Annotated in this window: 23 protein-coding genes and 1 pseudogene; 14 read left to right on the top strand and 10 right to left on the bottom strand. The window is 45.8% G+C overall.

Annotated elements, in window-relative coordinates; all coding sequences use genetic code 11:
• Nucleotides 1-306 precede the first annotated feature (306 nt).
• Nucleotides 307-813, bottom strand: a complete 507-nt coding sequence (locus tag QUA23_RS19985) for a hypothetical protein (protein WP_333077855.1) — start codon at nucleotides 811-813, stop codon at nucleotides 307-309.
• Between the two features lie 137 nt (nucleotides 814-950).
• Here QUA23_RS19985 and QUA23_RS19980 point away from each other — a divergent pair, with 137 nt between their 5' ends.
• From QUA23_RS19980 to QUA23_RS19955, 6 genes are all read left to right on the top strand, one after another.
• A complete protein-coding gene (locus tag QUA23_RS19980; protein WP_190735043.1) occupies nucleotides 951-1193 on the top strand; it encodes a hypothetical protein in 243 nt (80 codons plus the stop codon).
• A gap of 313 nt (nucleotides 1194-1506) precedes the next feature.
• Nucleotides 1507-2589: an ATP-dependent 6-phosphofructokinase gene (locus QUA23_RS19975; RefSeq protein ID WP_333077856.1), complete on the top strand. Its 1083-nt coding sequence runs from the start codon at nucleotides 1507-1509 to the stop codon at nucleotides 2587-2589.
• Between the two features lie 177 nt (nucleotides 2590-2766).
• Nucleotides 2767-3282, top strand: a complete 516-nt coding sequence (locus tag QUA23_RS19970; RefSeq protein WP_333077857.1) for a thioesterase family protein — start codon at nucleotides 2767-2769, stop codon at nucleotides 3280-3282.
• A 100-nt stretch (nucleotides 3283-3382) separates the two neighbouring features.
• Nucleotides 3383-4981 (top strand): slr1306 family protein, encoded by a 1599-nt coding sequence (locus QUA23_RS19965; protein WP_333077859.1) that lies wholly within the window; start codon nucleotides 3383-3385, stop codon nucleotides 4979-4981.
• A gap of 340 nt (nucleotides 4982-5321) precedes the next feature.
• On the top strand, nucleotides 5322-6806 hold the full coding sequence (locus QUA23_RS19960) for a DUF697 domain-containing protein (RefSeq protein ID WP_333077861.1): 1485 nt from the start codon (nucleotides 5322-5324) through the stop codon (nucleotides 6804-6806).
• Nucleotides 6803-7450, top strand: coding sequence for a type I restriction endonuclease subunit R (locus QUA23_RS19955; protein ID WP_333077862.1), 648 nt, complete (start codon nucleotides 6803-6805; stop codon nucleotides 7448-7450). Before QUA23_RS19960 ends, QUA23_RS19955 begins: the two co-directional genes overlap by 4 nt.
• Before the next feature lie 348 nt (nucleotides 7451-7798).
• Here QUA23_RS19955 and QUA23_RS19950 read toward each other — a convergent pair whose 3' ends face one another.
• Both QUA23_RS19950 and QUA23_RS19945 read right to left on the bottom strand, forming a co-directional pair.
• A complete protein-coding gene (locus tag QUA23_RS19950; RefSeq protein WP_333077863.1) occupies nucleotides 7799-8488 on the bottom strand; it encodes a hypothetical protein in 690 nt (229 codons plus the stop codon).
• Between the two features lie 129 nt (nucleotides 8489-8617).
• Nucleotides 8618-9460: a TlyA family RNA methyltransferase gene (locus QUA23_RS19945; RefSeq protein ID WP_333077864.1), complete on the bottom strand. Its 843-nt coding sequence runs from the start codon at nucleotides 9458-9460 to the stop codon at nucleotides 8618-8620.
• A gap of 264 nt (nucleotides 9461-9724) precedes the next feature.
• On the opposite strand from QUA23_RS19945, the gene QUA23_RS19940 reads away from it, so the two are divergent.
• Nucleotides 9725-9922, top strand: coding sequence for a hypothetical protein (locus tag QUA23_RS19940; RefSeq protein WP_333077865.1), 198 nt, complete (start codon nucleotides 9725-9727; stop codon nucleotides 9920-9922).
• Between the two features lie 268 nt (nucleotides 9923-10190).
• Here QUA23_RS19940 and apcB read toward each other — a convergent pair whose 3' ends face one another.
• Nucleotides 10191-10700, bottom strand: a complete 510-nt coding sequence (gene apcB / locus QUA23_RS19935; RefSeq protein ID WP_333069246.1) for an allophycocyanin subunit beta — start codon at nucleotides 10698-10700, stop codon at nucleotides 10191-10193.
• Nucleotides 10701-11040: 340 nt separating this feature from the next.
• Here apcB and glnA point away from each other — a divergent pair, with 340 nt between their 5' ends.
• Entirely contained in the window at nucleotides 11041-12462 is a 1422-nt protein-coding gene (gene glnA / locus QUA23_RS19930) for a type I glutamate--ammonia ligase (protein WP_172187232.1), read from the top strand.
• A 109-nt stretch (nucleotides 12463-12571) separates the two neighbouring features.
• Here the strand turns inward: glnA and QUA23_RS19925 are convergent, their stop codons facing one another.
• Nucleotides 12572-13012: a hypothetical protein gene (locus tag QUA23_RS19925; protein WP_333077866.1), complete on the bottom strand. Its 441-nt coding sequence runs from the start codon at nucleotides 13010-13012 to the stop codon at nucleotides 12572-12574.
• A gap of 76 nt (nucleotides 13013-13088) precedes the next feature.
• Between QUA23_RS19925 and QUA23_RS19920 the strand changes: the two genes are divergently transcribed.
• The 4 genes from QUA23_RS19920 (at nucleotide 13089) to QUA23_RS19905 (ending at nucleotide 15530) form a co-directional block, all read left to right on the top strand.
• The gene (locus QUA23_RS19920; RefSeq protein WP_333077867.1) at nucleotides 13089-13415 is read left to right on the top strand and encodes a hypothetical protein; all 327 of its coding nucleotides are present in this window, start codon (nucleotides 13089-13091) and stop codon (nucleotides 13413-13415) included.
• Nucleotides 13412-13645 carry a hypothetical protein gene (locus tag QUA23_RS19915; RefSeq protein WP_333077868.1) on the top strand — a complete coding sequence of 78 codons (234 nt, stop codon included), beginning with the start codon at nucleotides 13412-13414 and terminating at the stop codon, nucleotides 13643-13645. The genes QUA23_RS19920 and QUA23_RS19915 overlap by 4 nt, the downstream gene beginning before the upstream one ends.
• Nucleotides 13646-13956: 311 nt before the next feature.
• Nucleotides 13957-14850: a ferritin-like domain-containing protein gene (locus QUA23_RS19910; RefSeq protein WP_333077870.1), complete on the top strand. Its 894-nt coding sequence runs from the start codon at nucleotides 13957-13959 to the stop codon at nucleotides 14848-14850.
• Nucleotides 14851-15026: 176 nt separating this feature from the next.
• Entirely contained in the window at nucleotides 15027-15530 is a 504-nt protein-coding gene (locus tag QUA23_RS19905) for a YbjN domain-containing protein (RefSeq protein ID WP_333077871.1), read from the top strand.
• 98 nt (nucleotides 15531-15628) lie between these two features.
• Here QUA23_RS19905 and QUA23_RS19900 read toward each other — a convergent pair whose 3' ends face one another.
• The 5 genes from QUA23_RS19900 to QUA23_RS19880 form a co-directional block, all read right to left on the bottom strand.
• Nucleotides 15629-16111 carry a hypothetical protein gene (locus QUA23_RS19900; RefSeq protein WP_333077872.1) on the bottom strand — a complete coding sequence of 161 codons (483 nt, stop codon included), beginning with the start codon at nucleotides 16109-16111 and terminating at the stop codon, nucleotides 15629-15631.
• Complete coding sequence (locus QUA23_RS19895) at nucleotides 16108-17232, bottom strand: AAA family ATPase (protein ID WP_333077873.1); 1125 nt, start codon at nucleotides 17230-17232, stop codon at nucleotides 16108-16110. Before QUA23_RS19895 ends, QUA23_RS19900 begins: the two co-directional genes overlap by 4 nt.
• 216 nt (nucleotides 17233-17448) lie before the next feature.
• Nucleotides 17449-17907 carry a divergent PAP2 family protein gene (locus QUA23_RS19890; protein WP_333069238.1) on the bottom strand — a complete coding sequence of 153 codons (459 nt, stop codon included), beginning with the start codon at nucleotides 17905-17907 and terminating at the stop codon, nucleotides 17449-17451.
• A 14-nt stretch (nucleotides 17908-17921) separates the two neighbouring features.
• A complete protein-coding gene (crtE, locus tag QUA23_RS19885) occupies nucleotides 17922-18848 on the bottom strand; it encodes a geranylgeranyl diphosphate synthase CrtE (RefSeq protein WP_333077874.1) in 927 nt (308 codons plus the stop codon).
• 197 nt (nucleotides 18849-19045) lie between these two features.
• On the bottom strand, nucleotides 19046-19927 hold the full coding sequence (locus QUA23_RS19880) for a LysR family transcriptional regulator (RefSeq protein ID WP_333077875.1): 882 nt from the start codon (nucleotides 19925-19927) through the stop codon (nucleotides 19046-19048).
• 111 nt (nucleotides 19928-20038) lie between these two features.
• Here QUA23_RS19880 and QUA23_RS19875 point away from each other — a divergent pair, with 111 nt between their 5' ends.
• Nucleotides 20039-20527 (top strand): GNAT family N-acetyltransferase, encoded by a 489-nt coding sequence (locus tag QUA23_RS19875; protein WP_333077876.1) that lies wholly within the window; start codon nucleotides 20039-20041, stop codon nucleotides 20525-20527.
• Between the two features lie 83 nt (nucleotides 20528-20610).
• Nucleotides 20611-21390 (top strand): annotated as a pseudogene (locus tag QUA23_RS19870) (class I SAM-dependent methyltransferase); the annotation flags it as partial.
• Nucleotides 21391-21618: the final 228 nt, after the last annotated feature.

Below are 21618 nucleotides of genomic sequence, written 5' to 3'. Positions count from 1 at the left end.
GACTCTAATTTGCTGTTCATTGTTTTTCGTCAACTTTGCTCTCGATCGCTATATCATACATCAATTCAGCAACGCCAGTTATTGTATGTCCGAATAAAGAAACGAAGCAATCGCAAACCTCGGTGATTGCTTCCCTTCGGAGCGCAATGACAGAAATATGTTTCAACTGAGATGTTGCACCATTCTCAATCAGTTTTTTAGGAACAGGCTTTCCGGCCTGTTCCACAATAAAATTCACTCGTGGAACAGGCCGGAAAGCCTGTTTTTGAGAATGGTGCCTGATGTGAGTTTCAACCCAACCTGCTACTATTTCGCGGATTTTTGCGCCTTGTTTTCCGGTTCTACAGATTGCAAAGCTTCGTCGAGAATTGCCCTTGCTTCTTCGGCTTTACTTCTAGCTTCTCGATAGCGGACATTAGCTTGAGCGAAGTTTTTGAGAACCTTGAAACCATCTTTCAAACGACCAATTTCCTCGGCAGTCACAGCCTCATCTGTAAATAAAATGTCGATCGCCGCCCGGATTTTGAGTGCTTCTTCGCGGGATTCCATGACTTTCAATTTGAGACTTGCCAAATTGCTCAAAATCTGGACTGCTTCAGTAATCGCGTCCTCGCCGTCAGACGCAGCATCTTCGATATCCTTAACTTCAACAAACTGCTTGGGCCCAAATCCCTCCACGAGTTGCGTAGGCAGCTTGCCCTCATCCATGAGATCCATCAGCCGATCCATCGCTTCTTCCCGGGCTTTGGCTGAATCTTTCCCCTTGACAGTTAAAATAATTTCGGGGCTTTGAGGAAGTGTATAGCGAACCATATTTTGACAGCCTGTGCGCGAAAACAATTGAATGATATTTTATCTTTATTCGATCGCCAGTTGCAGCTATCGATCCGCTCCATTACCAACCGCTTGCCAAAACTTGACACATATACACTCAAAAGGAACCCTCGACAATGAAAGATAAATTTCTTAACTTTCTCAACTTGATTTTAGTAGCTGATGTATTTTTCGTCTTTGCCAGTTTTGCGTGGTTTGCGATCGCAGTAGCAGGTCGATCGACAGGGGTGAATCTCGGTTTTGATTTGTGGTACAGTCTCTGGCAGCCCGTATTTAATCCCGCCCTCGGAATTCTTATGGGCGGTGCTATTCTCAGCGGTATAATTAACCAAGTTTCTAAACGGCTCAATCCGAAGTAAAATTGATGTTTTGTTGGAGACGGTGATTGGCGATGCTACTTAGTTGGCGATCGAACTTGTGGGATGCGTCAGAGATGAGGCACTCCATTAGATCGATGAAGCTTAAAAATACATAAGTAGTCAAAAGCGAGTGAAAAGCTCCCTGAATGAGCGATCTCTTATGAAAGCAATCACAAAAGTTATGATAGCTTTACATTCTGTTACAGAGTAAAGTTTATTTTCGCTTACCTATTTACGTCGAAAATCAGGATTGGGCGATCGGGCTCTAAAAATATCAACTCATGTTCTGAGTAACAAAAGTCGGGCATTAATTATGGGAGAACAAAAATGTATCGGTATCCTCACCAGCGGGGGTGACTGTGCAGGCTTAAACGCAGTTATCCGAGCCGTTGTCCACCGCGCAACGGGAACTTACAATTGGAAAGTGATGGGCATTCGTCAAGCCACGAAGGGATTGATGAGTCGTCCCCCTCAAGCAATTCCCTTGGATATTGAGAAAGTAGACTCGTGGCTCACCATTGGCGGTACGATGCTAGGCACGACAAATGAGGGCAACCCTTTTGCCTTCCCGATGCCTGATGGAAGTCTACGCGATCGTGCTGAGGATATTATCGAAGGCTATCATCAATTAGGTTTGGATGCCTTAATTGGCATTGGTGGCGACGGCAGTCTCGCCATTCTCAGGAAGATTGCTCAACAAGGTAATTTGAATTTAGTTGCTATTCCTAAAACTATTGATAATGATGTCGGAATTACTGAGCGTTCTATCGGTTTTGATACGGCTGTCAATATTGCTACTGAAGCACTAGATCGCTTGCATTTTACTGCGGCCAGTCACAGTCGGGTTATGATTGTTGAAGTCATGGGACGCGACGCTGGACATATTGCGATTAGTGCCGGAATTTCTGGGGGAGCTGATATAATTCTGATTCCCGAAATCCCTTACAAAATTTCCCAAATCTGTGCCCAAATTCAAGAACGCCAAGACCGGGGAAAAAATTACTGTTTAATTATAGTAGCAGAGGCAGTTCGCACAGAAGCAGGCGAGTTAGTAATGCACACAAATCGCTTAGGTCAAAGTCGATTAGGCGGAATTGGTCAGTATTTAGCTGATACAATTTCTGACTGTAGCGGTGCAGAAACTCGCGTCACCGTTTTGGGACATACTCAACGCGGGGGAACTCCTTCACCGCTAGAAAGATTAATTGCTTCGGCTTTTGGCGTAGCAGCAGTTGATTTAGTTGCCGAAGAGAAATACGACTGCATGGTATCTTGGCAAAAGCGGGAAGTTGTGAGCGTTCCTCTGGAAGATGCGATCGCCAAATACAGACCTGTAGAGTTCAATGGTACTCTGGTTAAAACGGCCCGCGGTTTAGGGATTTGTCTGGGAGACTAAACAATTACCCGTCCGATTTCTCAAAGTTTTAGTCGGGGACGCACTCAGAACCACGAAACTGGGTTAACCGAGACTGAGGGTTTTAAGCCAGTGTATTGTGAAAAAACCAAGGTGCTCACCGGCCGTGCTTCCACGACTAATATTAACCTGGAAGTAGTGGCGTTTCAACTATGATTAGTGTACCTTGCAATTAGTTCCGAGCGAGTATCGACCCCGAGTGCGATCGCACTCGGAACTACAAAATACCGCAACAAGTGGAAAGGTGAGAAATTGACACCATTTACTACAGAAATTAGAGTGCGACATTATGAAATGGACGCCCTCGGTCATGTAAATAATGCTGTTTACCAGCATTATTTAGAACACGCTGCGATCGAACATTTAGAACACTTGGGATTTACACTCGATCGCTACCGGGAATTGGGCGGCGTCTTTGTAATGCGGCGGATAGAGATTGACTATTTGCGATCGGCCGCCTCGGGCGATCGATTGGAGATATCTACTTGGATCGAACAAATGCGCGGCCCGCGCGCTGTCCGCCGCTACGAAATTCGCTTAGCTGGAAGTGACGAAATCTTGTTAAAAGCAGAGGCGCTTTGGGTTTGGGTTGAAGTTACCACCATGCGCCCGCGAGCAATTCCCAAACAAATAATTGATATTTTTGAAGCGCAGTTTCAAGCATTATCAAAATAAAGCAAAAATTAACTATTCTGTTGGCAACATCCTGTAAAAATCTATGGGTTTGTAATGAGGGCTTCAGCCCTTCATTCCCTCTTTGTAGAAGTACAAAAAGTTGATTGTCGCCGGGGCCGCAAATCCCGATCGCAAAAAGTCGGATCGCCCGCCTGCCAGTTTGGATGCCACAGAGGTACGATGGAATAGAGGGAGGGAGGCCAAGCCCGGTAAGGTTAAGCTTGGCGACAATACCCACAGGAAGGGAAAAATGACACTTAACTTGCGGCGACCGATTTTGATAGGCGGAATAGGACTTTCAGCAGCGCTGTGGCTGCTGGAAACTCTACAGCATTCGGGTTCAGAAATGGGCGAAACGGCACTCATCGGCTTGGCGGCTGCCGGTGCGGGGTATTGGTGGTGGAAGCAACAATCCCCCAAACTAGAACTCGCACTCCCGCAACCCTTGGCCAACAGGGAAGCAGCCGAAAAAGCGATCGCGGCTTCAGAAACCGCAATTAAATTGCTGGCTTCAGAAGCTCCAAACTCTGCCGATCCTGCTAATCTAACAGCAAAGCTCGATCGGCTCAGAGCCGAATTAGACAGACAAGATTTACGGATTACCGTAACTGGGGGCAAAGCTGTCGGCAAAACTGCCTTAATTCAAGTTTTAAATTCTAATTGGGCCTCTCAACACCCGCAAAAGCTTAGTTTACAAGAAACAGCAGCGCTGTTTGCTAATACAAATGCCGATGCCAAAATCGGCGGTGATTTAGTGCTGTTTGTGACAGCGGGCGACATCACAGATTCCGAATTTCAAACATTATCTCAGCTAGCTGCCGCAGGTCAGCGCGTGCTGCTAGTCTGGAACAAACAAGACCAATATTTACCAGAACAGCAGTCGCAGGTTTTGCACTCTTTGCAGCAGAAAATGCAAGGAATATTGGGGACAGAAGAGATAATTGCGATCGCAGCTTCGCCCAATTCTATTAAAGTGCGCCGGCACCAAGCGGACGGCACTGTTCAAGAACGCATCGAAAATCAAGTCTCTCAACTCGACGCACTGACGGAAAGATTGACTAAAATCTTAACTGAAGAACGGCAACAGTTGGTCTGGGCGAGTGCAGTGCGCGATGCTGCAAGTATCAAGTTAGAGGCAAAAACCTTATTAAATGCAGTCAGGCGCGATCGGGCACTTCCCATTATCGAACAATATCAGTACATCGCCGCAGCCACCGTGTTTGCTAATCCGGTTCCCGCTTTAGACTTGCTAGCAACAACCGCCATCAGCACCCAGCTCGTAATCGACCTCGGCGATATCTACCAGCGAAAGTTTTCCTTAGACCAAGCTAAGACAGTAGCGGCTACTTTGGCCAATCAAATGTTCAAATTGGGATTAGTAGAACTGTCTACCCAAACTATTACTGGACTGCTGAAAAGCAATGCCGTCACCTATGTAGCAGGAGGCGCAGTGCAGGGAATTAGTGCAGCATATTTTACCAGAATAGCAGGACTGAGTTTAATTGAATATTTCCAAAGTCAAGAACTGGAAAATGCTCCCAAAGGCATTTTCAATCTCGACCAGTTGACTAAAACTTTGCAAGCAGTATTTACGCAAAATCAGCAAGTTTCCTTCTTACAATCTTTCGTCAACCAAGTGGCGAGTCGCCTTTCATCTCAGGTATCTGGGCCCGAAACCGTTAAGTCGGCGGCCAATTAGAAGTAGTCCAGCATCTGATGTTGTTAAATTCGGTCGATAGCCCATGATATCCGTAGGGACACGGCAGTGCCGTGTCCTAGCCGCAGCCCCTTAAGAAACCGTTAATTCAGGGGTCAATTAAAATTAGTCCAGCATCTGATATTAAATCCGGTCAATCGCCCAGGATATCTGATATTAAATCCGGTCGATTGCCCAGGATATCCGTAGGGACACGGCACTGCCGTGTCCCTACCTAATTTCTCAATAAAAAATTATAAATTTATGAAAAATTGTATTAAAATAAGAAATAGGATTTATAATTCGACGATCAATTATACCTGCTTAAAAAAGCCGATCGCCAATGGCTGACAATTCCCTTCAAGAAAATCGCTTATCTCTTGCCCGCGCCAGTTTGCGCGAAGCCCTGGCGCGCTATTCCCACCTGCGCCAAGGGAAAAAAAACTCGAATAATACAGAATTAGAAGCGGCGCTGCAATATCAGTTAGATATCTTAACTTCCACCTCAGAGAAACTAGACCACAACGTCATTCGCATTGCTACTTTCGGTTTAGTCAGCCGTGGCAAGTCAGCCGTATTAAACGCGCTTTTAGGTCAAAAAATTCTGCAAACAGGCCCTCTCAACGGCGTGACTCAGTGGCCGCGTTCCGTGCGTTGGAGTGTGCCTTTATCCTTCCTTGACAGCGACGAATCCCCCCAACCCCCCCTTGGCAAGGAGGGGAAAGGAGGGGTGCAAGTAGAATTAATCGATACTCCCGGACTTGATGAAGTTGGCGGCGAAGTGCGCGGCGAAATGGCGAAACAAGTAACTCGCCAAGCTGACTTAATTCTGTTTGTCGTTGCAGGGGATATCACCCGCACTGAATATGAAGCACTGTGCGAATTGCAAACAGCTCAAAAACCAGTAATTTTAGTTTTTAATAAAATTGACCTTTATCCAGAATTAGACAGAAAAGCTATTTACCAAAGTTTGCAAGCGCTGGGAAATTCAGAACAGTTAGCAGCCGCTAAGGTAACAGAGGAAACAGATAGCGAAAATTTGTCCGATCGCCCACACAACTCCTCCGATAAATCTACGGCAAAATCACCGCCTAAAATTGCCAAATCATTAGAAATAGTCATGGTAGCCGCCGAACCCGCGCCGGTGCAAGTGCGGGTGGAATGGTCCGACGGAAGAGTAACTAACGAATGGGAGTCGCCACCCCCGCAGATAGACGAACTCAAACATAAAATTCTCACAATTCTTAACAGAGAAGGTCGATCGCTCCTCGCTCTAAATGCTTTAGTTGAAGCTAGAGATGCCGAAGCACACATTGCCCGTCACGTTCTCAAATTGCGGCAAACAGAAGCCGAAGATTTAATCTGGCAATTTGCAAAATATAAAGCTTTAGCTGTCGGTTTAAATCCCGTGGCATTCTTAGATGTAATGGGAGCAAGTGTCGCAGATTTAGCCTTAATTCGCTCTTTATCCAGACTTTACGGCTTACCTATGACTGGTTACGAAGCCGGGAAACTTTGGCAGACTATTTTCTCCAGTGCTGGCGGCGTACTTTTGGGAGAATTGGGTAGCAGTTTTCTGTTGGGATTTGGCAAAAGTGCAGCCGCTGCGGCCCCGCACATCGGCTTTTCTACTTTTGCCGGAGTCGCTGTAACTCAAGCTAGTTTAGCAGCTTACGGAACCTACGCTGTCGGTCGCGCCGCCCAAGTTTATTTAGAAAAAGGCTGCACCTGGGGCCCCCTGGGACAAGATACGGTAATTCAAGAAATTCTCGCCACCATAGAGCGTAATACAATTATCGATCGCTTGCAGCAAGAGTTTAAAATATGACACAAACAACAGCCCTTACTGAAATCATCCAAACTTTAGCAGATGTTGAATCTCGATTCAATATTACGCGAACTGAATCCGAGGAATTTTTCCCAGAATGGTATGCAGATTTACCCGAAATTACAGAAGTCGATAAAGCCGCCCTCAATTTAATTCGGCGGCGATATCTCTATCATTTAAATGATGGAAGCCTTACAGAAGGAACCGTTACGCTCATCATGGGTTCGCCTCTATTGGAACGAGCGGGTTTTTACGATCCACCTTTTAAAATGATGGCTGAAAAATCGGTACAAATTGTTTTAGATGACGAGGATGATGAAGTAGAAACTCTCAAGGGACGGATTGATGTTTTAGTGATGCAAAATCAGTTTTGGGTGACACTCTTAGAGTCGAAGCGCACCACCATTTCAGTAAGGTCTGCACTTCCCCAAACACTAGCATACGTGACTGTCAATCCCCGCAAGGATAGACCGAGTTTTGCTGCGATGACAAATGGCAGTGAAATTGTATTCGTCAAGCTAGACTTTCAGAATCCGCCTAAATATGACTTATCAAGAATATTTTCACCTGTTCCTCTAAGGAACGAACTTTATACGGTTCTTCAAGTCTTGATAAAAATTGGTCAACTGATTGTTCAGCCCTAAAAATCGCAGTTGACTAGGGTGGGTCAATCGATTTTAGATTTTAGATTTTAGATTTTAGATTGGAGAGGATCTCATATTTGTAAAAACACTTATTCTGGCTCCTTCCTTCCTTCTTCCTCCTGACTCCTGACTCCTGACTCCTGCTTCCTGGCTCCAATTTCTAGCTTGGCTGCCAAAGTCAGCAGAGGGTTATTTCTTAATAATCGAAAAACTATGATCTGACGCACCCTACTGCTTTTATTCTTATACAATTCTCAAAAAAAAATCCAACGGTAGCTAAGCTCCAAACCACGATTTCCATCAGTGATTCCCAATTCTTTAATCGAAAATCGAAAATCGAAAATCGTATTACCGTCTGGCAATTATAACGCCTTCCCTAAAATGGGCGATCGTGGCAATTACCGCTATAGAAAAGTAAAATATTCTAATCAGCCAAAAACAAACCCGCATTGACCAAGAAACAATAGTCGGAGCAATACCTGTGAACTGTACAAATCTGGAATTAACTTTTTTTTCAAAGCTGTCGAGGTCTTTCATCTCCGATTGTTTGGTGGGAATAACGGGAAACTGACCAGTGTATACGTAATAACCGATAAAACCAGGCAATCCTACTTTTCTATTTAAAAATGAGTTCGTTAAGGTTGCAGTTTGCGGAGGCGATAATTTATCCGATTCTTCCACTTTTTCCAGCCACGAATTATATCGAATGGCTGGCGTAATCATGAAAACTAAGGGAACTATAACTATCAACACAGCAGCACTAATTTTGCGACCGTATTGAGGGTGTAGAAGCCTTGTCGCCACACCCACTCCCATACCGATAAATGCAAATATCAATATATTTAACAGTTCAATAATTTCGATACCCCTCAACAAATCGCCGATAATCAGAATTGTATATAATAATTTGTCGGCTAGTAGCAGAGCGACCCACTTGATGAGAATTGAAACGCCTACAATAGTAGCTACAATCGCCACATACCCAATGACACCTAGAACGTACAGTAAAATCGAACCGGCTTGTTTGAATGATTGCATGGAATTATTCACTCTTGTGAAAGTTCAGGAGTCAGATTGACAAAAAAAATTGAAAATTTAAAGCAATCTGGAGTTCCAAATTTGACTTTTAAAATTGATTAGTTTGACATCTAGAAATCAATCTACAATCTACAATCGATCGACAAGTTCCCGCGCCGCCGCTTTGGTGACTTGTGCGATCCGTTCTTTCACAACATCCTCTTCGATCGCCCTCGGCTCTGGCTCCTGTTCGCGATCGATCCCCAACCATAAAAGATACTCGATATTACCGGCCGGGCCAAGTAAAGGCGACCACGTTAAGCCGCGTTGCTGCCATCCTAAAGCTGTGGCTGCCTTCCACACTTGAAAAATCGCATCAGCTTGAGTGGCTGAGTCTCGCACTACGCCTTTTTTCCCGACTCTCTCGCGCCCTACCTCAAACTGCGGCTTTACCAACAATACCGCTTCTCGCGGTGGTGCCAACAATTCCCACAGCGCCGGTAAAATTTTATCCAGGGAAATAAACGACACATCTACTACCGCCAAATCTGCTCGCTCAGAGTCGCCGTAAAGCTCAGTAGCAGTCATGTACCGCAAATTGGTGCGTTCTTTCAAAATTACTCTCGGATCGTTACGCAAGCCCCAATCTGCTTGACCGTAGCCAACATCTATGCCGTACACTAGGGCGGCGCCGGCTTGCAGCAAACAGTCGGTAAAACCGCCTGTGGAGATGCCGCCGTCGAGACAAATTCTGCCTGCAACGGGAATCGCAAAAACTTCTAAAGCTTTGGCTAATTTGTCACCGCCTCTAGAAACATAGCGCGATCGCTCTTTGATATTAATTTTTGCTGAAATATCTACCTCAGTGCCCGGTTTGTCAACTATCTGCTGGTTGATAGAAACTTTCCCAGTCCGAATCAAAGCCTGAGCTTGCTGTCTGGAACTGCACAAATCTAGGCTGACCAATAATGTGTCTAGTCGCTGTTTAGCCAAGGTTTTTAATCTGTACGGATAGGGTTAAGAACAGTACCAGATTAGCACTTACGCACAAGCCCCACTGCTAATTTTTGGCGATTATTTTGGTTTTGCGATTATCGCGGGGCGATCGCCCCCAGGTCACAGGATGTGACTGAGATCGCTCTGATTGTGTATTTGGATCACAGATAAACCTTCATAGAATCACACAATAATTTTTGTGACTAGCGGATGATTTATATGGAGCTAAAAGCGCTACACATACCATCAAGGCGATCGACTATGAAAATAATTAACTTTCCTATCAGAAATCAGGGCAATTGTCAAGAAAATCCCCTGGCATTCATCAGCGGTGATATCATCCACATTCTTTACCCCAACGGCGAAGTAGAAGCAAGAACCGCCGAACAAGTCGATCGGGGCCAAACCAAAAGTCCCCTGAACAAATGCCTCGTCTGGGGATGTGTTGGGGATTTTTAACATCAGTTTCAAGAAAGAATACAATTATAGGGAAGCTCCAAACCTTTAATTCATAAGTCATTCCCAATTATTCAAATTTTTAATCTCAAATTTTTAATCTCAAATTTTTAATCTCAAATTTTTAATCTCAAATTTTTAATCTCAAATTGTCTAACCCATAAAAAAAAGATCGCTTGGAGGCTGTGAGGCCAAAAAAAGCGATCGATCTAACTGCTGCTAACTGCCAGCCAAAAATGCAATTTACTGCTACAAGAACTAGCAAATTGACTTAAATATCTTGTTCGCTCAATTCGCGAATCATGTAATCAAAAGGCTGCTCCAAAAAAGGCCCAACAGACAAGCCAGCAGCTTCCACCTGAGCCTTAACCATCTCCTTCATAATGCTAATTCCCATCACCGTCGGGCCAATGGGAACGCTTAGAGAATTGTAAGTTTCCCGCAAACCTTGCAGCACGCGCTCGTCGAGCACGTCGGTACTTCCAGCCACCAGGGCGTAAGTAGCATAGCGCAAGTAGTAATCCATATCCCGCAGACAAGCCGCGTAACGGCGAGTCGTGTAGGCATTTCCCCCGGGACGGATCAGTTCCGGCTGTTCAGCAAATAGCTGGATACCAGCTTGCTTGACAATTGCCGCAGCATTGCTGTTAATCGCAGCCGCCGCCTGTACCCGTGCCGTGCCCGTTGCAAAATAAGATTTCAACCGATCGATACCATCTCGGTCTAAATACCTACCAGCAACATCATAATTTTCAATCAGGCTCGTCACTGCATCGCGCATAAGTTTCTCTCCCAAAAATCTTTATCAATACTTTGCTATCTGAGACAGACCGCCTATTGTAGACTACTACAAATCGGCGTTTGATTAAGATTTGAGATGGGATTTTCACTCTAGGTAGTCTATCCTCGGCAAACGGCAGCAAAATTCAGCCGTTTGCCTTGTATCTTCAGCCGAAAAATAATCCACAGGGCAAGAATCACGAACTGCCCGGCCGCACTGGGCAGCAATTTCAAAATTTTGTAGCCATAGATACAAAATAATGGGTACTGAAGGCCTACGATCGCCCAAACAGTCTGAAATCGGCCGATCGCCAAGACACAACCAATATCAGGAGTAAGTCATGTTCCAGACACCCCAAGAAGCCTTAAACTACATAAAAGAAAATAACATCCAGATCGTTGACCTAAAGTTCATCGATATGCCGGGGATCTGGCAGCACCTTTCCCTGTACCACGACCAAATCGACGAAACCGCATTCACAGACGGCGTACCCTTCGACGGTTCCAGCATTAGGGGCTGGAAAGCCATCAACGAATCAGACATGACGATGGTCATCGATCCGACAACTGCTTGGATGGACCCGTTCATGGCGGAACCGACCATCAGCTTCATTTGCAGCATCAAAGAACCTCGCACCGGCGAACCGTACAGTCGCTGTCCCCGCACCATTGCCCAAAAAGCCATAGACTACTTGCTTTCGACCGGTCTCGGCGATACAGCATTCTTTGGCCCGGAAGCAGAATTCTTTATTTTTGACGACGTTCGCTTCGACCAAACCCAAAATTCCGGCTACTATTACGTAGATTCGATCGAAGGTCGCTGGAATTCCGGCAAAGAAGAAGCAGGCGGCAACCTCGGCTACAAACCGCGTTACAAAGAAGGTTATTTCCCAGTAGCACCAACCGATACCTCACAAGACATGAGAACGGAAATGCTGCTGACAATGGCAAAATGCGGCGTACCCATCGAAAAACACCACCACGAAGTCGCCACTGGCGGTCAATGCGAACTCGGTTTCCGCTTTGCCACTCTAGTACAAGCAGCCGACTACTTGCTGACTTACAAATACGTCATCAAAAACGTCGGCAAAAAATACGGCAAAACCATCACCTTCATGCCCAAACCGCTGTTTAACGACAACGGTTCCGGGATGCACGTTCACCAGTCGATTTGGAAAGACGGCCAACCTCTATTTGCAGGCGATCAATATGCAGGTTTCAGCCAAATGGGACTGCATTACATCGGCGGCATTCTCAAGCACGCACCGGCACTTTTGGCAATCACCAACCCCACGACCAATTCCTACAAGCGTTTAGTTCCAGGCTTTGAAGCGCCTGTAAACTTAGCTTACTCTCAAGGAAATCGATCGGCATCAGTGCGGATTCCGTTGTCAGGAACCAACCCCAAAGCCAAGCGGTTAGAATTCCGCTGTCCTGATGCCACATCCAACCCCTATTTAGCATTTGCAGCCATGCTGTGTGCCGGCATAGACGGCATCAAGAATCAAATCGATCCGGGCGAACCTCTGGACGTGGATATCTACGACCTTTCCCCAGAAGAATTGAGCAAGATTCCTTCGACGCCTGGTTCATTGGAAGGCGCTTTAGAAGCTTTGGAAAAAGACCACAGTTTCTTAACTGAAACCGGCGTATTTACCGAAGACTTCATCCAAACCTGGATTTCCTACAAACTCGACAATGAAGTCAACCCGATGCGGCTGCGTCCTCACCCCTACGAGTTTGCTCTCTACTACGACTGTTAGAAAATTAACACTTAAAAATTAAAAGTTAAAAATGGTGATTATACCATTTTTAACCTGTGATTTTTAATTAATAAGAACGCCGCCCTTAAAAGCGGCGTTTTTTTGGAGTTTAGAACTTCTGGATCAACGCCCAGACTCTCCCGTTACCCGACACTATCTGGGCAACGCTGTTAGTAGTAGGGCCCATTGTAGCCTCAGACACATCCTCTACAGCCCATTTAGTTGCTTTCTCATCAACAATAAATAAATCGTCAGGAGTAGTGCCTTCCTGAACCCGATATATCTTATTCAAAATGAAACGCTGTCGCGCCTCAGCTTTTGGTATGCCGGTAACTTCATCAGGATCGATAGAGAGGGCACTGCCTTCTTTTAATGTACCTTTCGAGTTACTTAAATTGCGATCGTCCCTTTGAGCAACCCGCACGCCGTCAAGCTGTAAACAAGGCTCTGTCTCAGAGATATTTGAGACAGCAGCTAGCGCTCCACTTTTTCCCAAACCGAGAACCGCTGCAAAAGGCATCAAAATTAGCAAAAGCTTGAAATGATTCACTGTATTTATGCTCCTTTGTTTGTGAGGTGCTGCACTCATTCTAAATTAGCAATTAGCAATTAACAATGACCAAACAATGTCCGATATTTTTGTAATGATCCGCAATCAGAGTAATAATGCTATGACTTCTGTTGACGGCATTGCCTTTGTCACTTTACTAACTCGGGAGGGACGAGTGCTGGCCGAGGAGACAGTTGATCTGTTTGAGGCAGATGTGAATTTTGATAACCTGAAGCAGGGAAAATATACTGTAATTGTCAGGCACGAAGGCGTTGAACCTCGATCTGCAACTTGTAGTGTTACAATCACCGATGAAGATAAAGTAATCATGCTGACATTTGTTTACTTGGAGCTAGAACGGGTGCTGCTCCGCATTCAAACTTCAACAGAAGAAAGACTATGACCGTGAAAGTTACTCCGCCAAATTCAATTAAAATGTTTCGCTATCGAGTACATTTCTTGGCAAAAGACCTCTGGAGGGAAAAAAACCCGGTTTGTCGGATGAATCTGGCTTTACAGTTAGCTGATGTGGCGACAACTCTGGCTAGGTTAGAAGTAGAAGAGGCGCGAAAATTTCAACAAGAGTCTGCTAGTGTTGAGACCCAAGACTCGACGGAACCTGAAACGTTTTGAGTGTATGAGGTTGCTTTCTGCGATCCGCGCAACCCTTGCGCGATCGCAGTTTAAAAAAATAATCTAACTGTAGAAAAGCTCCCAATCCTGATAATCATCAGTCATTTTTAATCTAAAATCTAAAATCTAAAATCTAAAATTGTATGACTGGCAACTCTAAACTATTGTCGTTGCTTGAGCTAGTAAAAAAAACTGTCTGTATAAAATTGACTCTCCGTGCTAAACAATAACTTTCTGCCTTGCGAGGTAATTGGTTGTCGAAAAAACTGCGTTACACTTATATAAGTATCTTTACAAAACAACATAAAAGCATGACTGTTGCTTATCCCCGCAAGCTTCGCAACGCTATGGGAGCGCGCGAAATTTTAGCTAATGTAGTGCGCGATCGCGAAATTCACCTGATCACCCTCAACCGCTACCGCTACAGCGAACAGCGCAGTTGCAAAGACCTCACCGACGTGATCGAACGGCTAGACGGGGAACCCGCCGAACTCGTGCGCGACCTCTCCCGGCACATTTCCGACGAAGCGCGACACGCGATGTGGCTCACCGACTTGCTGGTAGACTTGGGCCAAAAGGTGGGAACGCCGCCAGGAGTCTCCTACATTGACGAATTTGAGCGCCTGCTGGACAAAGAGCAATACCGCAACCTCGATGACGGTATAATTGCAGCCTTAGCCGCAATCAATGTCACCGAAAAGCGGGGCTGCGAGTATTTCTCAGCCCACATCCACGCCCTCAAACAGGCTCCCCAAACCGCAGAAAACGTCAAAATCCGCGAAACAATCGAAAAGATTTTTCCCGAAGAAGCTGGTCACGTCCGCTGGGGCAACCGCTGGCTTGCCCAAATCGCCGACAAAAGCCCGGAACACCGCCAGAAGGTGGAACAGGCAAAGCGCAAGTATGTGGCGATCGAACAAGCAGCATTTGAATCGGGAATGGATATCATGCTGGGGGCAGAACTCCGCCGCGTCACCCGCCTCGTGGACATTGCCAACACTATGCCGATGTGGGAACGCCCGCAATACCTGATGGAACGCTTGCCCGCAACCCTGCTGGCCCCCGACCTGCAAATGACCAGAGTCGATGTAGCTCAGCGAGCCTGGAACCGCGACCCGCAGGCATTTATGGAGAAATTGGTACCCATGTTCCTCAACGGCTTAAATACCATTGAGAAGAAGCCGGCGACTAAGCCCAAGGCTTAAATACGATCGCGAACCCTGTTGAAACCGTTCTGCGAGTCAAACTTGCGTCTGCCTCCGCAAACAAGCGAGATATACTGGTTCCCAGGCATAGCCTCGGAACCAGTTATTTAAAGTCATAATTTTAAGCTTTAGCAAGTAAACTGATTATTGGAATAGTTTTCCATCTAAATATAATCATGACTACCAGCGAGCCGAACATACAAACAGCTTCCGCAGAGAGCCTCTCAAGTGAAAGTGCGATCGCCTCCGAGCAGGTCGAAAAAGCCACAGCGGTCACGTATGCAGAAGAAATTGAAACTGTCATCGCCAGCATGGCTGTAGACCAAAAAGTGATGGTCGGTCAAAGTGAAGCTGGCGGACATCTTTGGAAGTTCAAGTACGGCAGTGTCGAAGTGTTCGTGCAACTTACGGGCGAAACCGAAGATGATACTTTGACTGTTTGGGCTTTTGTACTGCAGTTGCCAGCGAAGAATGAAGTTCAATTAATGCGGAAAATTCTAGAAATGAATTGGCTGTCTACTTTAGAAGCTCATTTTGCCATTGTTGATAATCAAGTTGCCGTAGTATCGACTCGGACGATGGCGGAAATCTCGGCCGGGGAAATTTCTCGGGTTATTACTATTGTCGCCACGATCGCCGATGACAATGACGATATTTTGCAAGCAGAATTCGGTCTGTAGTCATTAGGGTGCGCGGCTTTTGAGCGCTCTCCACTCCGCTAAATTATTGGCAGTCGCGCACCTGACATTTAAGTAGCGGGCGCGACTTTTGCGTCTATTTATTTAAAGATAAATGGTTTTACAGATGAAGCCATACGATCTAATTCTCGTTGGTTGTGTTGGAGAAGATTATGTCCCCATAACTCATTTGTGTTGTCAGAACAATCTTTTGCAAGAGCTTCTCCAATCTCCTCAAAATTCTTTTTGATGTCTGTCCTTAGACTTTCTGGTTCAGATAGCACTCCCAGCACGAATACTCTTGCTTTTAGATCATTTGGAATATGACTTTCTACATAAGTCAACCGACTTTCATCATTATCGAAATCAATGAGCAAAACCATCATTCTTTGTGGTAATTGTCGCATTTCAGACGCATACTTCTTCGTGAATTCCTCCACAGTTTTTTTCCAACCACCCGGAAGTGGTAGGACTTTAACAGCACGGTTATTAAGGTTTGGCGCAAGAAGAAATCCGTTGGCAATCTGGCGATTAGCATCATCTTCGGCCAACACATGAATGTGCGGTTGATACTTATTACTCATAGCTCTATGTCGCCACCAATCAAGGCATTTATCAGGTCGCCTTTAACAGACATCTCACTCAGCGGTCTGACTAAAGTTGGCTCTAAGTGGCTTTTGCGATCTAATACAAAGGTATTTTCATTTGAAAACTTGCGGATTGCTTCAGGATTATGCGATGTCACTAAGATTTGACCGCTATTTTTAAATGAGCGTCGCAGAGACATTACAAAATGTCCCACCTCCGATAAGGATAGATAGTTATCTGGCTCGTCCCAGAAGCAAAAAAGTGGGCCATAAAATTTGTTGGCAGCCAAGACAACAGCGCAAAGAAAAAAGCACTTCTCCCCGTCAGATAAGTCATTAAATTCAATACTCAGATTCGCATTATTTGCTTCAAACCGAACAATCATGCTTTTCGAGTCTTTGCCGATTAGTTCATTCAGAAAATCCTGAATGTCAGGCATCACTTCTCGGAGATATTTATCAACCTGTGTGTACGCCGCAGGATAGCGACTCAGTAAGCCCGAAACCCACTCCCCAAAGTTTGAACCATCTCGCTTTGGCTCTAAAGTTTCACCGTTTGAGTCTCCCGTCATCAAGCTGGGAATCGGGGCTAAAATAATCGTGCGAGCCAGCCAAGTCTTGAAAATATGAAGCGGATCAGTCTCAGATTGCTCCTGAATTACGGGCAGGGCAACAAGATGCCAATCTACCCGAAACTGAGCTTCACGATTTGGGGAGCTGGTGTGAAGAGTGACTTGGGCTTCTTTTCGAGAGTAAATTGGATCTCCTGCAACTAGCAGTTGCTCTTCAAAAACTCGAAGCTCTCTAAATTTTTCTGGTAAATCTAAGGCAAGGACATATTTGTATAATTTATCTTCGAGTAATACTTCTATTTCAAACCGGATCGGAACATCAGACCTTCCACGAGCGAAATCTTTCGAGCTAATAAGGTTAAGTTTTTCAAGGTCGCGCATTCTATTGATGCCTCGACAAATCTTTTGAAGGACTTCTAATGCAGAGGCAGTAGTTGATTTACCTGCACCATTTTTTCCAATCAAGAGAGCAGATGGCATCCCCTTTATGGGCAGTTCAAAGTTTTCTAGGCATCTGAAGTTGTGTACATATAGTCTTTGGAGCATAGCAAAACAATTCCAAGGAGTGGGAAGTGAAAAAACTTTTTGAACTTTTTGAAGTGCTTAATTAGGGAATAGGCATTGCCATAAACTTCCAAAAAGTTTGCGTGCTTTTCTGAGCTAGAGACGGATGAGTTGCCGAACAATTAATCCCCGCCGCCAACTTTTACCTCCAACTCGTCAAAAAACACCACTGCCCCAATTTTACTCCGTACTTAAAACTTAATATGCAGGCCCTGCGATCCAAGCAATAGTGATTCCCAGCCCCAAACCGACAAGCACTTGAAAAGGAGTGTGTCCCAACAACTCTTTCAGGCGAGCCTCATTAAGGTTGTGATCTTCCTCAAAAAACTCGTCAATAATTTGGTTGAGGATGCGAGCTTGCTTGCCTGCTGCTTGGCGGACGCCTGCTGCGTCGTACATCACAATAATTGCAAAGATCGCAGCGATCGCAAAATCCGGACTTTCCCATCCCATCGTTTGTCCCACTCCAGCAGCCAAAGCGCCCACAAAAGACGAGTGAGCGCTGGGCATTCCCCCCGTGGTTACCAAATACCGAAGATTAAACTTGCGATTTTTGACCAACTCGATCGGCAGCTTCATGATCTGAGCAGCCAGACAAGCGAGCAAAGCAACCACGAGTACATGATTGTTTAAGATGGCGCTGCAAATTTCCTGCATAGTGTTTGGTATTTCTAGTTACTCCGGCTGGTAATAAAATCGGCTATCGCCAGCAGCGGTAGAGCTTTGCTCCCAAACACTGCCAATTGAGCCTTAGCATCAGCAACAAGCTGCGAAGCTTGGCGCCGAGACTCCTCAATTCCCCACAAACTCGGATAAGTGACTTTCCCTGCTTGAACATCTTTGCCAGCAGTTTTTCCCAGTTCTTCTTGGGTAGCAGTAATATCCAGAATGTCGTCAACGATCTGGAAAGCCAGCCCAATATTTTGAGCGAAACGAGACAGTCGCTGCAAATCTGCTGCTGAGGCCCCAGCCAGAATTGCCCCACAAACTACGCAGGCTTCTAACAGCGCGCCTGTTTTGTGAGCGTGAATGTAATTCAAAGTTTCCAGAGAAACATCTGTCTTTCCTTCCGATTCCAAATCAACCACCTGACCGCCTACGAGTCCAGCAGCACCCGATGCCCGCGCTAAATGGGCGATCGTCTGCAACACCTGCTGGGGGGGTACGTTCTGAGTTTTAGTGGCGATAAATTCAAAAGCATAGGTCAACAAACCATCGCCAGCCAAAATGGCGATATCTTCGCCGTAGACTTTGTGGTTCGTCAGTTTGCCACGCCGGTAGTCGTCATTGTCCATTGCCGGCAAATCGTCGTGAATCAGCGACATCGTGTGGATCATTTCCAAAGCGCAAGCTGTGGGAATTGCCATAGATGTAGTCCCACCGGCCAGTTCGCAGCTAGCCAGACACAGGATCGGACGCAGGCGCTTGCCCCCCGCTAGCAGCGAGTAGCGCATTGCTTCGTAAATTTTCTCTGGGTAGATGACCGGCAGTGCACTGTCGAGAGCTACCTCGATCGCCTCTTTTCGATTGACTAGATAAGTAGATAGGTCGAAAGAGGATTCCGGTTGGGACGAACCCATTTCTGTTGCCAATACCATCCCTTGCTCTCTTGTACTGAATAGTTATGTGGGATATTGTGAGCCGTTCAGGTCGCATCGTGCCGACTTTTACGGCAGTAGTTGCTCGAACTCCGAGCATCAATTAATCATTCTACGGGTGTTGTTGCACAGAAAATCTTTGAGTTTTGATAACTTTGTCAATTTACCAGTCAATCTAAAATTTACAATCTCAAATATCAAATCCGCTGCTGCAGTCTGGCGACTTCCAAAAAGCGCTGCACCGCCGCCGTTGGATCGCTGCGCCAAATCAGAGCGATCGCCACAATGCAGGTTGATTCTGGTAACGCTTTGTAAACAACCCCGCTGCGCTGGAAATTTTGCATTGATGCCGGGACGATCGCCACTCCCATCTCGGCGGCTACCAAGCTGACAATTGTTTGCATTTGAATTGCTTCTTGAGCTGCGATCGGGCTAAAACCTGCTTGTTGACAAAGACTGACGATCGCATCGTACAATCCCGGAGCCTGGGATCGCGGAAATAAAATGAACGGTTCCGTGGAAAGTTCGCGTAATTCAAGATGCGTGAGATCGGCCGCCGGATGCGTTTCTGGCAGTGCCACGATCAGCGGTTCTCGAAAAACGATTTCAGAATTTATCCCATCTTCTTCAACCGGAGGGCGCACGAAGCCGATATCAATTTGCCCGAACCGCAGCCGCTGCAACTGTTCGTTTGTCGTCAGTTCGTGCAGTTCCAGCTTGACGGCGGGACACCGAGTGCGAAACGCCTGCAAAATCGTTGGAACCACGTTGTGTGCTGCAGAACTCACAAAGCCGATCGTCAGTTGGCCGAGTTCGCCCCGACTGGTTTGTCGGCCGAGTTGAATTGCTCGATCGACTTGCTGCAGAATTTTCCCAGCCTCCTCGAAAAAAACCTGTCCCGCTGCCGTTAAATGCACCGTCCGCTTGGTGCGGCGAAACAGTTGAAACCCCAACTCTGCCTCTAAATGTTGGATTTGTTGGCTCAGCGGAGGTTGGGCAATATGCAGTTTTTCGGCTGCGCGACTGAAATTCAGTTCCTCTGCAACTGCAATGAAATAACGCAAATGCCGAAGTTCCATAGCTCCCCAATCATTTATATTTTAAAAGTATAAGTGGTTAGTTAAACATATATTGGACATTAATGATGATATTTCATACAGTGATTAATAGGCGACATTGAGAATTAAACAATGGCTAATTTGGATATCAAAATTAGAGAAGCAGAGCTAGCAGATTTGGAACTAATTCTTGCTTTTATTTCGCAAAAATCAGAATTCGATGGAGTTCCACATCTTTTAGAAGCAACAGCAGATAAATTGCAGCAAACGTTGTTTTTCCAGCCTCCGCTAGTGCGAGTATTGTTGGCGGAAGTTGCCGACACAGCGGTAGGGTTTGCGATGTTTTATGCTTTCTATTCAAGCCTTTTGGCGAAGCCTTGCCTTTGGCTGGATGATTTATTTGTGCAAGCTCCTATGCGCGGTATGGGAGTCGGTACAGCGCTGTTAAAATATTTGGCACAAATTGCTGAGTCCACAAATTGCGGGCGTATGGAATGGACTGTTAATACTGGCAATGCGCCGGGAATTGCTTTTTATGAAAAGCAGGGAGCGCGCATTTTGGAAAATATTAGGGTTGGCCGAATCGAGGGAAGTGCGATAGCCCAACTAGCCAACAAATAAGTTGGTTGGTTTTGTGAAGAAGGATTTTTTTTAATTAACCGCAGAGACGCAGAGAACACAGAGAAAGAGAAGAAAGGTTCAGGGTAGTTATCATGGCACAAGATTCTTGGAATACAAGTCTTTACGAACAACAGCACGCTTTTGTGTGGCAGTACGGCGAATCGCTTTTGGAGTTACTCGTTCCTCAATCTGGAGAACGTATTCTAGATTTGGGCTGCGGTACGGGACAGTTAACTGAAAAGATTGCTCAAAGTGGTGCTTTGGTGCAAGGTATTGATTCATCTTTGTCGATGATTTCCACGGCAAAAGTTAACTATCCTCACATCAAGTTCGATACAGCGGATGCGAGAAATTTTAAAGTAGAAGAGCCGTTAGATGCTGTGTTTTCTAATGCGGTTTTGCATTGGATTAAACAGCCGGATGCTGTGATTAATTGTGTGGAAAAAGCGCTGAAGCCGGGAGGGCGTTTTGTTGCTGAGTTTGGCGGTAAGGGGAACGTGGGGGCGATCGTCCGGGCAATTTTGAGTGTTTTGTCAGAAATTGGCTGCCAGGAGCCTGAAGCGCTTAATCCTTGGTATTTTCCGAGTATTGGCGAGTATGCTGGGCTTTTGGAAAAGCAGGGATTTGAGGTTAGTTATGCCGTTTTGTTCGATCGCCCGACTTCCCTAGAAGGCGGCAGCGCGGGTATGGTAAATTGGATTGAAATGTTTGCTGGCGAGTTTTTGTCGGGGTTGTCTGATGATGTGCGATCGCAGGTAATGAACTCCGTTGAAGAGCGTTTGCGGCCGACGCTGTACCGCGATGGTAATTGGATTGCAGATTATCGCCGAATTCGCGTTGTTGCTGTCAAAAATTCCTATTGACAAATATAAGGCTACAAATCTCCCCGATTTGTAGCCTTCGTCCACTCAGTATGCCCATCGCGCCGCACGCTAGTCCCAGCAGTTATTTTCTTTTCCTATTGTAACTGCGCTTTTGTGTAGATCCCCATCAATTCTCCCCTGCCAAAAACTTACTAATCAGGCTTTTTGGATGTTGAATTTTACAGCCATATTTGTACGGGTAAGCCTATCCAATAAAAAATATTGTTG

It is taken from the genome of Microcoleus sp. Pol1C5 (genome assembly GCF_036701115.1).
In the GTDB taxonomy this organism is placed as follows: Bacteria; Cyanobacteriota; Cyanobacteriia; order Cyanobacteriales; family Microcoleaceae; genus Microcoleus.
This window is presented reverse-complemented; position numbering and strand designations above follow the sequence as displayed.